Here is a 12,916-nt window from a genome sequence, read left to right on the forward strand (position 1 = left end):
CCTGATGCCGTCAGGTGCGCATGTTTGGGAGGATGGCGCACAGCTGATGCGGAAGGCACCACCGGATTCGAGTCCGGCTGCCGCGACGCACAACCCCCTACACAGGAGGCACCACGATGGAACCCCCGGTCCTGGAGACCGAGAACCTGGTCAAGGTCTACGGCAAGGGCGAGACGCGCTTCGACGCGCTGAAGGGACTCACGCTGGAGATCCACCGCGGCGAGTCCGTGGCCGTGGTCGGCAAGTCCGGCTCCGGCAAGTCCACCCTCATGCACCTCATGGCGCTGCTCGATCGGCCCAGCCAGGGGGTCGTGGCGCTGGACGGCAGCCCCGTCTCCGAGCTGAGCACCAAGGAGATCAACCGTCTGCGCAACGAGCGCTTCGGCTTCGTCTTCCAGCAGTTCTTCCTCAACGCGAACCAGACGGTGCTCGAGAACGTCGTCCTGCCGCTGAAGATCGCCGGTGTGGGCAAATCCGAGCGCAACCGCAAGGGCATGGAGGCCCTCGAGCGCCTGGGCATGGCCGACAAGGCCGCGAACAAGGCCACGAACCTCTCCGGCGGGCAGAAGCAGCGCGCGTGCATCGCCCGAGCGCTGGTCACGGAGCCGTCGGTGATCTTCGCCGACGAGCCCACCGGCAACCTGGACAGCCGCACCTCCGAGGTCGTCGAGGACATCCTCTTCGGCCTGCAGCGCGAGCAGGGCATCACGCTGGTCATCGTCACCCACGACGACGACCTCGCCGCCCGCTGCGACCGCCGGATCAACCTGGTCGACGGCGAGATCACCTCCGTCCAGGACCACGACGACTCCGTGAGCACGGATTCCCCGGCGCAGCCGGCCGCTCCGGGCCGGGGCGCAGCTGCCGAGCAGCCCGCCCCGGCCCCGTCGGCCGCAGCTCAGGACACAGCGGCGGCCGGACCGTGGGCGCAGATCCCCGACGGAGACGGAGCCCACCGCGGGGAGCCGCAGCCGCAGGCCGATGCGGCCAAGGCCCAGGCCGAGCAGACCAAGCACGCTGACAAGGGCGGCCTGCGCCGTCTCTTCTCGAAGGGAGACCGTCGATGAAGTCCACCGACATCGTCGCCACCGCAGCGGGCAACACGCTGCGCTCCAAGGCCAGGACGCTGCTGACCGTCGTCGCGATCTTCATCGGCGCCTTCACCCTCACCCTTACCTCCGGTCTGGGCGTGGGCATCAACAAGTACATCGACACCCTGCTGCAGGGATTCGGCAGCGAGGACCAGATCTACGTCATGAAGACGGCGGATCAGGCCTCCGGCACCTCGCAGGAGGGCCCGCAGGAGTACGACCCCGAGGCGGCGCAGGCCTCGAGCATGTTCGGCGGCTCGGAGATGCTCACCGAGAAGGACATCGAGAAGGTCGAGGGCATCGACGGCGTGGAGTCCGTGGAGCCGGTGGTCTTCGTGCAGCCGTCGTTCCTGGAGGCCGAGGACGGCTCCCAGTACCAGCTCACCATGGGCTTCCCCACGGATGTGGAGGCCTACTCGTACATGGCCGGTGAGGCTCCCGCCTCCGACGCCGACGAGATCACGATCCCGCAGTCGTGGGTCGAGCCCCTGGGCTACGACTCGGACGACGACGCCGTGGGCGGAACCGTCCAGATCGGGCTGTCGAACGCCGTGGGCGAGGAGAAGACCTTCGAGGCCGAGATCACCGGCGTGACCGAGGAGCTCGCCTCCGGCCAGGGCGGATCCCCGACCCCGTCGGATCAGCTGAACCAGAAGCTGTACGACTACCAGACCTCCGGCATGGTCGAGGAGCAGCCTGAGGGCTACATCCAGGCCGTGGCCAGCGTCCCGGACACCGAGCAGCAGGGGGCCGTGAAGTCCGCCCTGATGGACGAGAACATGATCGGCATGACGGTTGAGGACCAGATCGGCGCGCTCAAGGGCATCATCAACGCGGTGACCTGGGTGCTCAACGGCTTCGCGCTGATCGCGCTGCTGGCCGCCAGCTTCGGCATCGTGAACACGCTGCTGATGTCCGTGCAGGAGCGCACCCGGGAGATCGGCCTGATGAAGGCCATGGGCATGTCCGGCGGCAAGATCTTCGGCCTGTTCTCCGCCGAGGCCGTGCTGATCGGCGTCTTCGGCTCCGTGGCCGGCGTGATCGGCGGCGTGGCCGTCGGCTCGATCGCCAACGCGGTGCTCACCGGCGAGGGCGGCGCTCTGGCCGAGGTCTCCGGGCTGTCGCTCTACGCGATCGCCCCGCTGCAGCTGCTGGTCATCGTCCTGGTGATCATGCTGATCGCCTTCCTGGCAGGCACCCTCCCGGCGGCTCGCGCCGCCAAGAAGGACCCGATCGAGGCGCTGCGCTACGAGTGATGACGCCGGCGGTCGGGCTCCCCGCTCGGCCGCCGGCTCCTGGTTCCCATCCGAGAAGTCCGCACCACAAGGAGAGATGTCGTGACGAACACCCCTCAGAACGCTCCGGGCCCCGACTACGGCCAGGGCAGCAAGTACGGCACCGCCGCCTACAACCCCCAGCAGTCCTTCGAGCAGGACCGGCCCGCCAAGGTCGCCACCCTGCACAAGATGACGATCGCCTCGCTGGTGATCTGGCTGCTCTCCATCATCCCGGGCATCATCATGTCGCTGTCGCCCGAGTTCGAGGAGCAGATGCGGCAGGCCTATATCGACGGCGGCATGGGCGAGGAGATGGCGGCGCAGGCTGCTGAAGCTGCCGGGACCTTCGGCATCATCACGACCGTCGTCATGGCCATCGTGGCGCTGATCCCCTACATCCTGGTGCTGATCGGCGTGCCCAAGGGCAAGAACTGGGCTCGCATCCTGGGCATCGTCTTCGCCATCATCGCCGTGCTCTTCACGATCTACGGCCTGGCGACCTCCGGGATGAGCCTGCAGATCGGCGGGGCCATGTCCATCGTCGGGCTGATCCTCAACGTCCTGTTCCTCGTCGTGAACATCTACTGGCTCGTGCTGGCCTTCAACGGCCGCGTGGCCGACTGGTTCAAGGCCGCCCGCTGAGCTCAGCGGGCTCCCGAGTCGCGGTCCCTCGCGCTCATGACGGCCACGTCGTCGTCTTGGGCGCGGGGGACCGCTCATCTCAGTAGGCTGGCGCCAGAACTCGGGAACGGCGCGATGCGTCGCCGGTCCATCCAGCGTTCCAGAGAAGGAGCACGACGTGTCGCAGAACCCCCACGACGACGCCCGCCCCGAGGGCGAGCAGCCCCGGTACGAGGCCCCCAGCTACCAGGCGCCGCAGTACGGCGCCCCGGCGGAGCAGACCCCATCCGAGCCCGAGGCCGTGAACCCGGAGGCCGCCGCGGATTCCGCGCAGACCGCAGACTCCGCCGAGACCTCCGCCCCGCAGGGCGGCTACAGCGCTCCCGCCTACGGCTCGCAGCAGCCGGCTGAGGGCCAGGCCGGGGCCGCAGACGCGCAGCGCTCCGGCTCCACGGCCGTCCCGGCCGCGGGCGAGGGCGCAGCGCCTTCGTACTCCCAGCCGACCTACGACGCCTCCGCTCAGCAGCAGTCCTCCTACTCCGCCCAGGGGCAGCAGGGCTACGACCAGTCCGGCACGCAGCAGGCGCCGTCCTACGGCCAGTCGGCTGAGCAGCCGTCGTACGGCCAGCAGGCGCCCTCCTACAGCTCGCAGCAGCCCGCCTACGGCGACCAGCAGCAGTCGTCGCCCTACGGGCAGCAGCCGTCCTACGGCTCGGGCCAGCCTTCCTACGAGCAGCCCTCCTACGGCTCCGGCGCGCCGGCCAGCCCCTACGGCCAGCAGCCGTCGGCTCCGCAGTACGGCGGCGGGCAGCAGTCCGCGGCCCCCCAGTACGGGGGCCAGCAGTACGGCGGACAGTCCGGCAGCCAGGCACCGCAGTACCAGCCTGCCGGCGGCGGCCAGACGCCGCAGTACCAGCCCGCGGCCGGCGGCAACCAGTGGAGCGGCAACGCCGCAGCAGGCGGCGCCGCCACGGGCGGGATGTTCGCCAACCTCGGCCGCCTGCGCACCCTGCTCTTCGCCTCGGCGGGCCTGTACCTGCTGCTGGCCATCGTCCAGGTGCTCGGACGCACGACGATGGCGTTCGCTCGCTGGTTGCAGGACATGGAGGGCGCCGGCGCGGGATCGTTCGGCCAGCCTACGGCCGGCGGCCTCGCCTTCGGCTTCTTGGACATCATCGGCTGGCTCATCGTGCTGGCGCTGTATGCCCTGGTGCTGTTCCTGCTTTCGCGCGCGCCCGGCGCCGGTCGCATCGTGGGCATCATCCTGGCGGTTCTGGGCTCTCTGAGTGCGCTGGGTGCGTTCTTCTCGGCATTCCACTACGGCTGGGTCGCCGTCCTGGTGATCCTCGTGGGTCTGGCGTTCATCGTCGTGAACGTCATGTGGATCATCCAGGCGATCAAGGCCAAGCCGGCCGCTCGCTGATCATGTTCGGCTGAGCCGCGCTCAGTCCCGACGCCCCGGTCCCTGCCCCTCGGCACGGACCGGGGCGTCGTCGTCTCCCGGCTCCTCGGCCGAAGCCGGCTCCTGGGACGACTGCTCCGGTGCGGTGCCGGCCTCAGCTGCGCGACGGCGTCGCTCGATCTGGTGCTGCAGCGCCCCTACGGCAGTGGACCCGCCGCGGTGCACGGCGCGGGATGTGGCCCCGCGCAGCTCGTCCCAGCTGTGCACGAGCGCCACGCGGAAGGCCTGGGCTGAGCTCTCGTCGGCCTCGGGGGACTCCTCCCGTGCCCGCTCCTCGTCGGCGGCTTCCCGGAGCCTCTCCTGCATGGCCGGGGTGCCGGTGACGGCGAAGGGGCTGTCGGCCTCGGTGAGCCACAGCGAGCGGGGCAGCCGCCGCGGCAGATCGTCCAGGGCGCTGTCGGCCACGATCCGCCCGAGCTTGCCGGCCATCCGGCGGTCCTCGCGCAGGAAGTCCAGGGTCCAGCGGTTGCGGGGGCGCAGGTCGATGCGATCCCAGGCGCGCAGCCCGATCGCCAGCTGGCGGGCGCGCAGCAGCTCGGCATCCAGGGCGGCCCCGGCGATCAGCACGATGCTTGCGAACCAGGCGAGCACGAGCAGGATCGTCACGCCGTTGAGGGTGCCCAGCAGCGCGTCCACGGTTCCGGCCAGCGAGCTCAGCCAGCCCAGCAGCACGGCCATCGCGAACAGGGCGCCCACGCTCACCAGCGACCCGGCGCTCATGATCCCGAACCGCGGCAGCTCCACGTTGGGGCCCATGTGGTAGGCGACGTTGACATAGACCACGAGCACGAACAGCAGCAGCGGCCAGCGCAGGAGGTTCCAGGCGGCCACCACGGTCTCGTCGAAGCCCAGCGCCTCGCCGAGCGCCGCCGCCATGTCCCCGCCGACCGTGATCAGCAGAGCCGCGGCCGCCACGGCCACCAGCAGCGCGATGGTCTCGAAGAACACGATCGTGCGGAACGGCAGGAACTGCCGGCCTTCGCGGGTGTCGTAGATCCGGTGCATGGAGCGGTGGAAGGCCGCCACGGAGTTCGACGCCGCGATCAGCGTGCCGATGAATCCCAGGATCGCCCCGGCCACGGTGCCGCCGTCGGGGTTCAGGGAGTGCAGCGCATCGGTCAGTGCGGCGGGGTCAACGGGCGGGAAGAGCACGCTCACCAGGTCGACGATCCCGCGCAGCACGGACTCCTCGAGTCCCAGCAGGTTGATGATCGACACCAGCGAGATCAGCAGCGGGGCGATCGACAGCAGCAGGAAGAACGTCATGGACGCCGCCTGGTCCCAGACCTGGATGTAGATGAGCTTCATGACCGCTCGCCGGATGACGTGCAGCACCGTGAGGCGGGGCTGCTGGAGGGTCACGGAACGGGTCACGCTGGCGGTTCCCTAGGGCTCGAGTGCCCACTCACAAGGGGCGGGGAGGACGGGGACCATCCTCCCACGATCCTCTCAGCGCGGCTCGCGTAGGCTCTGAGGCATGCTCGGAAGAATCCCCCAGCCGCTGCGACGCGCCATCACCACGACTGCCACTCGAGCTGCCGTCGGCGTGGTGGGCGTCCAGTTCGCCACCATCGCGACCCTGGTCGGCTACGACGCGGTGAAGAAGCGCGGCCGCAAGACTCGCTCCGGCTTCCCCAAGCCGGGGCACTACGCCGCCGACGTCGCCGGCTCGGACATGGACGTCTTCACCTTCGGCGCGGAGCTCTACGACGACATGATCGCCGCGATCGATGCCGCCGAGCGCACGGTGTACCTGGAGACCTACCTCTGGAAGAGCGATGACTACGGCAAGCGCTTCCTGGATGCCCTCAACCGCGCAGGCGCTCGCGGTGTGGACGTGAAGGTGATGTACGACGGCGTCGGCAACATGGTCGTGGACCCGCGGTTCTACCGGTTCGGACCGGGAGTCGAGCACTACCGCTTCCCCGTGGTGCGCCCGCAGCTGCTCGTGACCCCCCTGCGCTCCAGCGGCCTCACCCACCGCAAGCTGCTCATCGTGGACGACGAGTACTCGTACGTCGGCGGCTATAACCTGGGCTCCACGTACGCCACCGAGTGGCGGGACACCCACCTCAAGATCAGCGGCGCGGACTCGTGGCTGCTGCGTCAGGCGTTCGTGTCCTCCTGGAACTCGATCGCGGCGCGGCGCGGGGGCTGCGAGCCCATCGCCCGTCTGGATCCGGTGGAGTGGGAGTCCCGGATCCGGGTGCTGACCAACATGCCCGTGCGCCGCGTCTACCCCATCCGCAACATGTACCTGCAGGCCATCGACCAGGCGGCCAAGTCCATCTACATCTCCACGGCCTACTTCATCCCGGACCAGCAGATCCTCGATGCCCTGATCCGCGCCCGGAACCGCGGCGTGGACGTCCGTCTGATGTTCCCCATGGACTCGAATCACGTCCTGGCCGACTGGGCCTCGCGCGGGTTCTACGCGCAGCTGCTGCGCGAGGGCATCACCGTCCTGCTCTACAAGGACGCCATGATCCACGCCAAGACCGCCACCATCGACGGCGTCTGGTCCACGATCGGCACCGCGAACATCGACCGCCTGTCCCTGAGCTTCAACTACGAGGTCAACATCGAGATCGTCGACCACGACCTCGCGGCCGTGATGGAGCGGATCTTCGAGTTCGACAGCGAGAACTGCTGGCGGATCACCAAGCAGGAGTGGGACGAGCGTCATCCGCTGGCCTGGATGGGGGAGTGGGCGCTGGCTCCCCTGCGACCGCTGCTCTGAGATCTGCCTGAGCCTGCGGGCTGGAGGGGGGCGGGGACGACGAAGGGGGCGCCGGCATCTGCCGGCGCCCCCTTCGTGCGATGCTGCGAGCAGCGCGTCTGCGGCCTCAGTCCTCGTCGGCGCGGTGGACGTACCAGGCAGCCACGAGCCCGCCGATGATCACGATGCCCGAGACGGCCAGGCCGAAGCGGTCGTCGTCGTACCAGGGGCTGCGGCAGGCACGGCGGCGCCCGCCGCGGCGGTCGGCGGAGCCTGCGTCGGAGCGGTCATCGCCCAGGGGGCCGCGGGCTGCGGCATTCGGATCCGAGATCGCGGGCTGGCCGTGCTCGGCCGCGAAGGCGTCGGCGGTAGTGCCGGCGTGCTGAGCGGCGATGGCCGTGGGGGTGCCGGCTGCGGGGGTCTCGTGGAACTCGCCGTGTCCGGGGATGGAGTTGTGCGGCACGTGGGACTCCTCTGTGCTCGTGGGGCTGACGTGTGGGCCGGGGCGTCGCCGCCCGGCTTCTGGTCCCAGCGTATCCCGCGTCACCCGGCTTGCGGCTGGTCCGGTCGCGGGACGCGGCCGTCGAGCGCGCACTGCGCGATCCGGGAATGCTGAAGGCGCCCGGTGCGATCGCACCGGGCGCCTTCAGCGAAGTATCAGGTGATCAGTTGATCACGGTGATGTTTGCGGCCTGGAGGCCCTTGGGGCCCTCCTGGACCTCGAACTCCACGCGCTGGTTCTCCTCGAGCGAACGGTAGCCGTTGCCGTTGATGGCGGAGAAGTGAGCGAAGACGTCCTGCTGGGAGTCATCGGGGCTGATGAAGCCGAAGCCCTTGTCGGCGTTGAACCACTTGACGGTGCCGGTCTGCATTGTTCTGGTCGATCCTTCCGGAACGGTGGCGAAGCACCGACTCTCGGTGCTCGCGTGCCGTCGTGCTCCACATGACTACATCCGAGTGGACTACGTCGACCGCTGGGTGCGCGGCAGTGGTCCCGTCAAAAGCGGGGGTCGTACGACAACTAGTATCGACGGTACACGAGTCGGACACGGTGCGGAGGGCCGAAGGCAAGAATTCACCTCCGATTCGGCGATGAGGCCGTGCCGCCGATCACATCGGGGCCGAATGCGGTGTTCAGGCAATCCCCAGTGCTTCCCCCGCCGGGGTGCAAGTCGAGTCCAGGACTGCTTCAGGTGCGCGGTGTTGAGTAGTCATCACCTCGGCAACGAGGGCAGCGGCGTCGACTGGAGGGTTCGCGCCGCTGGAGCTTCCTGCACCGGGAGGACGGTGGTGGTGCGTCGTCCATCTGGAGCGAATCGGTGCGGGAGGGGGACAGACAGAGAGCCGTTCGACGCCAGAGCCTGGCGCCGAGCGGCTCTCTTCTCATCTGGTCTCCATTGGGCGGACACAGAAGGCAGAGATCGTCTGTCGCCACTAGCGGGGACGGCCTTCGAGGGCTCCGGGCAGCCTGTTGCAGCGGCCGGTGGATACCCTGACTGGGCCCCTTCAGGAGCTGCCGCCGACGGCGGCCCCGTCGTCCCAGACCCGGAGGCCCCGGCCCATGACTCCCGGTCAGCGTGCAGATGACCCCTACCTCACCGACAGTCCCACCGCCTGGCGAGTGCGCATCCGCGTGCTCGATCAGCAGGGGCAGCCGGCGCACGTGGAGTCCGCCACGATCGAGCGCTCCCGAGCCGGGATCGCCCGGATCTTCGCCGCAGCCTTCGACGCCGTGGTCCATGCACAGCAGGCCGAGCGCACGGTCAGGGGCCTGCGCCTGCAGGTCGAGCACAGGGAGCTGGGGCCCGGCAGCATCGGCCTGTGGTTCGATGCCCTCGACGAGCGCAGCCGGTTCTCCCGCCTGCTCACCCATGCCTCGGTGTGGGTCGAGACCGTCGGCACGCTGCTCGGCAGCGCGTCGAAGGAGCTGATCGCGGTTCTGCGGGGGCAGGTCATGCAGCTCGATGCCCCGGCAGATCAGGTGCTGGTGCGGCCGATCCCCGGGCCAGGAGGGCCGAGATCGCGGATCGAGCTCTCCGTGCCCGGCGCCGCGCCGTCGCGGATGTGCTCCGATGTCTGGGAGTGGATCTACAGCGACGAAGGCGAGAGGGCTCGGCGGGACCTGGTGGCTGCCATCGCTGCTCCGGGGATCGCGAAGATGGACATCATCTTCTACGAGGGCCAGGAGTCCGAGCATGTGCTGCAGCTGAGCAGCTCACAGAGACTGCGGGACTTCGCGGCAGGACGGTAGGGGGACATGGCAGGAGCAGCGGGGGGGCGGTTCGGTGACAAGGTCGGGGCGGCAAGCGGTGCTGGCGCTCACGGGGGCGGCCGCGATGATGCTGAGCGGATGCTCGGCGGGCAGCAGCTCGCCGTCGGGCGGGCAGGGCGCGCAGTGCTCGTCGCCCGCAGCCATGGACGTCCAGGTCACGGCCGATTCGGACAGCGATCAGCTCACGATCACGACCGCTGGCATCGGGGGCTCGGCGCTGCGCACCGAGCCCTCCGACGAGGCGCAGGACGCGCCCGACGGCGACATCCCTCTCCGCGAGCTGCCGCCTGGCGTGCATGTGCGCATCGCCGATCTGGACGACGGCGAGATCGTGCGCACCGAGGTGCTCACCGGCGGGATCGCGCACACCGAGGCTCTCGAGGAGGGCGAGTACGCGGTCGGACTGGTGTCCGTGGACTCCTCCGGCCGCATCTCCGGGCTGGCGAGCTCGCGGGTCGTCGTCGGCGAGAGCGGCGGCGTGATCAGCGATCCGGCGCTCGATCAGTCGAGAGGGCTGTCTCTCGAGGAGCTCGAGATTGATGAGGGCAGCGCGGTGGCAGTGCTCGCCGAGCAGGAGGGTGCACCGGGCCCGGCGCAGTGGTGGCTCGAAGGCCCGGGGCAGCAGGGCAGCGGACGGGTCGACGACGACGGCAGAGCTCGCCTGGGCGAGGTCGCCGACGGCACTCACACGCTGATCCTGCTCGAGGAGGATGCGGACGCCCCGGGCATCGCCCAGCGAGCCGCCAGCTGCCGGTTCGGCGTGAGCGACGGAGAGCTCACGACGCCCGGGCAGGCCGACGGCTTCTCCTGATCAGCGGCGCCGCCGCGCGGTGCCGAACAGCGTGCGCGTGATCTCCCGGCCCAGGACGGTGCCGGCCGAGCGCATCATCGAGCGGACGGCGGGGTTGTCCAGGAAGCCGCCGCCGTCGCCGCGGTCGTGGCGGTCATCGTCGCGGCGCTCCGTCTGCGGCTTCGCCTCGCGGGCGGGACGGTCGTCGTCCTCAGACGAAGGCGCCTCCTGGTCCTGGCCCTTCTGCAGGCGGGCCGTGAGGATCTCGTAGGCGGACTCGCGGTCCACGGCCTCCGAGTACTTCGGCGCCAGCTGCGAGGACGAGATCACCGAGTCGAAGACCTGCTCCGGGGCGGTGGCCATGAGGCTGCGAGGCGTGCGGATCCGAGTCCAGGCCACGGGGGTGGGCGCGCCGGTCTCGGAGAGCACGGTCACGATCGCTTCGCCGGTGCCCAGCTGGGTCAGCAGCTCCTCGAGGTCGTACTCGGACTTGGGGTAGGTGCGAGCCGTGGCCTTGAGGGCCTTGGCGTCGTCCGGGGTGAACGCGCGCAGCGCGTGCTGGACGCGGTTGCCGAGCTGCCCCAGGACGTCGCCGGGCACGTCCTTGGGGGTCTGGGTCACGAAGAAGATGCCCACGCCCTTGGAGCGGATCAGGCGCACCGTCTGCTCGATCGCGCTCAGGAATGCCTTGGAGGCGTTGTCGAAGAGCAGGTGGGCCTCGTCGAGGAAGAACACCAGCTCCGGCTTCTCGGGATCGCCGAGCTCCGGCAGGTCCTGGAAGAGGTCCGCCAGCAGCCACATCAGGAACGTGGAGAACAGCTCGGGGCGGCTGGCCACCCCCGGCAGCTCGAGGCAGGAGATGATGCCGCGGCCGTCCTCTGCCCTGCGCAGCAGGTCGCGGGTGTCGAACTCGGGCTCGCCGAAGAAGACTTCCGCGCCGCCGTTGGCGAACGTGGTCAGCTGGCGCAGGATCACACCGGCGGTCTGCTTGGAGACGCCGCCGATGCCGTCCAGCTCGTCCTTCCCCTCCTCCGAGGTGAGGAACATGATGACCTCGCGCAGGTCCTTGAGGTCCAGCAGCGCCAGACCGGCCTGGTCGGCGTAGTGGAAGACCAGCCCCAGGGCGGACTCCTGGGTGTCGTTGAGACCCAGGACCTTGGACAGCAGGACCGGGCCGAACGACGTCACCGTGGTGCGGATCGGAACGCCCCTGCCCTCGCCGCCAAGGGCCAGGAACTCGACCGGGGAGGCCGTGGGAGTCCACTCCTGGCCGATGCTGCGGGCGCGCTCCGTGATCTTGTCGCTGGGCTGGCCCTCCGCCGCCAGCCCGGAGAGATCGCCCTTCATGTCCGAGAGAAAGACGGGGACCCCGGCTTCCGAGAGCTGCTCCGCCATGGCCTGCAGGGTCTTGGTCTTGCCCGTGCCGGTGGCTCCCGCGATCAGCCCGTGGCGGTTCATGGAACCCAGGGGCAGGCCGACCTGCGCGTCCGGGACCGGGGTGCCGCCGGAGACCGCAGCCCCCAGGTTCAGGGCTGGTCCGGAGAAGGCGTAGCCGGAGCGGACGGCGTCGAGCTGGGCATCGTCATGCGTCTGATCAGTCACGGCGCCGAGCCTACACACGAGTGCTTTCCGACGGCAGGGCTGTGCACCGTCCGGCGCGCGCGCTCAGGGCGAGTCCGACGGCCAGGGCGAGGGCGGCGAGGGTGCGGCGTCGGGCGGGGGCCGACGACGTCCGGGGGAGGTGAGGGAGGACATGCGCCTATCCTGCCGCCCGATCACCCCTGATGCCGCACTCGAGCACGGACATGACGACCGAGCACGTCACGCTCGCGAAGGGGTGGTGCGGCCGTCGGCGAACACCCTTCATCGCGGCGAGGGGCGGAGGCATGATGGAGGCATCACTCGAGGACGGGGACGGGTCTCGAACCGCCCCCGGGAAACGGAGCAGATCATGACGAACATCGCGATCATCGGCGGCCACGGCAAGGTCGCGCTGCGGCTGGCTCCCCTGCTGGTCGAGGCGGGCGACGAGGTCACCTCGTGGATCCGCAGCCAGGACCAGGTCGAGGACATCGAGCAGACCGGGGCCACCGCCAAGGTCCTCGATGTCCAGCAGCTGTCCACCGAGCAGCTCTCGGACGAGTTCGAGGGCGTGGACGTCGTCATCTGGTCCGCCGGCGCCGGCGGCGGCGACCCCGAGCGCACCTGGGCGGTGGACCGCGACGCCGCGATCCGCACCATGGACGCCGCCGAGAAGGCCGGCGTGGGCCGGTACGTGATGGTGTCCTACCTGGGCGCCGGTCCGGATCACGGCGTGGACGAATCCGACGACTTCTTCGCCTATGCCGAGGGCAAGACCCAGGCGGATGAGCACCTGAAGAAGTCCTCGCTGCGCTGGACCATCCTGGGCCCGGGCATGCTGACCCTCGACGACGCCTCCGGGAAGATCACCGTGCTGCCCGAGGGCCAGCAGCCGGACAACGCCGACACCTCGCGCGCGAACGTCGCCGCTGTGGCCCATGCGGTCCTGTCGGACGACACCACGATCGGGCGCAAGATCAACTTCGTGGACGGCGACACCCCGATCGCGGAGGCCATCTCCGCTTCCTGATCAGGGCGCCTGCAGAAGGCGCACGGTCACGACGACGGCCGCGAGCGAGCTGGAAGCTCGTTCGCGGCCGTCG

12 protein-coding genes are annotated in these 12,916 nt (G+C 69.7%); 8 read left to right on the top strand and 4 right to left on the bottom strand.

Annotated elements, in window-relative coordinates; all coding sequences use genetic code 11:
• Positions 1-116 precede the first annotated feature (116 nt).
• From QSJ40_RS08905 to QSJ40_RS08920, 4 genes are all read left to right on the top strand, one after another.
• Positions 117-1,067 (top strand): ABC transporter ATP-binding protein, encoded by a 951-nt coding sequence (locus QSJ40_RS08905; protein ID WP_006214596.1) that lies wholly within the window; start codon positions 117-119, stop codon positions 1,065-1,067.
• The gene (locus tag QSJ40_RS08910) at positions 1,064-2,347 is read left to right on the top strand and encodes an ABC transporter permease (protein ID WP_006214595.1); all 1,284 of its coding nucleotides are present in this window, start codon (positions 1,064-1,066) and stop codon (positions 2,345-2,347) included. Before QSJ40_RS08905 ends, QSJ40_RS08910 begins: the two co-directional genes overlap by 4 nt.
• An 81-nt stretch (positions 2,348-2,428) precedes the next feature.
• On the top strand, positions 2,429-3,010 hold the full coding sequence (locus QSJ40_RS08915; protein ID WP_006214594.1) for a hypothetical protein: 582 nt from the start codon (positions 2,429-2,431) through the stop codon (positions 3,008-3,010).
• 157 nt (positions 3,011-3,167) lie between these two features.
• Positions 3,168-4,412: a YIP1 family protein gene (locus QSJ40_RS08920; protein ID WP_006214593.1), complete on the top strand. Its 1,245-nt coding sequence runs from the start codon at positions 3,168-3,170 to the stop codon at positions 4,410-4,412.
• A gap of 21 nt (positions 4,413-4,433) precedes the next feature.
• On the opposite strand, the gene QSJ40_RS08925 is transcribed toward QSJ40_RS08920, so the two are convergent.
• The gene (locus tag QSJ40_RS08925) at positions 4,434-5,825 is read right to left on the bottom strand and encodes a YihY/virulence factor BrkB family protein (protein WP_006214592.1); all 1,392 of its coding nucleotides are present in this window, start codon (positions 5,823-5,825) and stop codon (positions 4,434-4,436) included.
• Between the two features lie 103 nt (positions 5,826-5,928).
• Between QSJ40_RS08925 and QSJ40_RS08930 the strand changes: the two genes are divergently transcribed.
• A complete protein-coding gene (locus QSJ40_RS08930; protein ID WP_040560771.1) occupies positions 5,929-7,191 on the top strand; it encodes a phospholipase D-like domain-containing protein in 1,263 nt (420 codons plus the stop codon).
• Between the two features lie 106 nt (positions 7,192-7,297).
• On the opposite strand, the gene QSJ40_RS08935 is transcribed toward QSJ40_RS08930, so the two are convergent.
• Together QSJ40_RS08935 and QSJ40_RS08940 are read right to left on the bottom strand one after the other, a co-directional pair.
• Entirely contained in the window at positions 7,298-7,633 is a 336-nt protein-coding gene (locus QSJ40_RS08935; RefSeq protein ID WP_006214590.1) for a hypothetical protein, read from the bottom strand.
• Between the two features lie 202 nt (positions 7,634-7,835).
• Positions 7,836-8,042, bottom strand: coding sequence for a cold-shock protein (locus QSJ40_RS08940; RefSeq protein WP_006214589.1), 207 nt, complete (start codon positions 8,040-8,042; stop codon positions 7,836-7,838).
• Between the two features lie 689 nt (positions 8,043-8,731).
• Between QSJ40_RS08940 and QSJ40_RS08945 the strand changes: the two genes are divergently transcribed.
• Positions 8,732-9,421, top strand: a complete 690-nt coding sequence (locus tag QSJ40_RS08945) for a hypothetical protein (RefSeq protein ID WP_006214588.1) — start codon at positions 8,732-8,734, stop codon at positions 9,419-9,421.
• A gap of 85 nt (positions 9,422-9,506) precedes the next feature.
• Positions 9,507-10,253 (top strand): hypothetical protein, encoded by a 747-nt coding sequence (locus tag QSJ40_RS08950; protein ID WP_285730355.1) that lies wholly within the window; start codon positions 9,507-9,509, stop codon positions 10,251-10,253.
• On the opposite strand, the gene QSJ40_RS08955 is transcribed toward QSJ40_RS08950, so the two are convergent.
• Positions 10,254-11,834: a helicase HerA-like domain-containing protein gene (locus tag QSJ40_RS08955; protein WP_040560768.1), complete on the bottom strand. Its 1,581-nt coding sequence runs from the start codon at positions 11,832-11,834 to the stop codon at positions 10,254-10,256. It abuts the gene before it with no gap.
• Positions 11,835-12,183: 349 nt separating this feature from the next.
• On the opposite strand from QSJ40_RS08955, the gene QSJ40_RS08960 reads away from it, so the two are divergent.
• Positions 12,184-12,843 (top strand): SDR family oxidoreductase, encoded by a 660-nt coding sequence (locus tag QSJ40_RS08960; protein ID WP_040560767.1) that lies wholly within the window; start codon positions 12,184-12,186, stop codon positions 12,841-12,843.
• Positions 12,844-12,916 lie beyond the last annotated feature (73 nt).

Source organism: Kocuria sp. NBRC 114282 (genome assembly GCF_030268385.1).
Lineage (GTDB): Bacteria > Actinomycetota > Actinomycetes > Actinomycetales > Micrococcaceae > Kocuria > Kocuria palustris.

Excerpts from the sequence above, each read along its gene's own strand:
- QSJ40_RS08905 (WP_006214596.1), top strand. The coding sequence starts at position 117 with ATGGAACCCCCGGTCCTGGAGACCGAGAACCTGGTCAAGGTCTACGGC.
- QSJ40_RS08910 (WP_006214595.1), top strand. The coding sequence starts at position 1,064 with ATGAAGTCCACCGACATCGTCGCCACCGCAGCGGGCAACACGCTGCGC.
- QSJ40_RS08930 (WP_040560771.1), top strand. The coding sequence starts at position 5,929 with ATGCTCGGAAGAATCCCCCAGCCGCTGCGACGCGCCATCACCACGACT.
- QSJ40_RS08940 (WP_006214589.1), bottom strand. The coding sequence starts at position 8,042 with ATGCAGACCGGCACCGTCAAGTGGTTCAACGCCGACAAGGGCTTCGGC.
- QSJ40_RS08945 (WP_006214588.1), top strand. The coding sequence starts at position 8,732 with ATGACTCCCGGTCAGCGTGCAGATGACCCCTACCTCACCGACAGTCCC.
- QSJ40_RS08950 (WP_285730355.1), top strand. The coding sequence starts at position 9,507 with ATGATGCTGAGCGGATGCTCGGCGGGCAGCAGCTCGCCGTCGGGCGGG.
- QSJ40_RS08960 (WP_040560767.1), top strand. The coding sequence starts at position 12,184 with ATGACGAACATCGCGATCATCGGCGGCCACGGCAAGGTCGCGCTGCGG.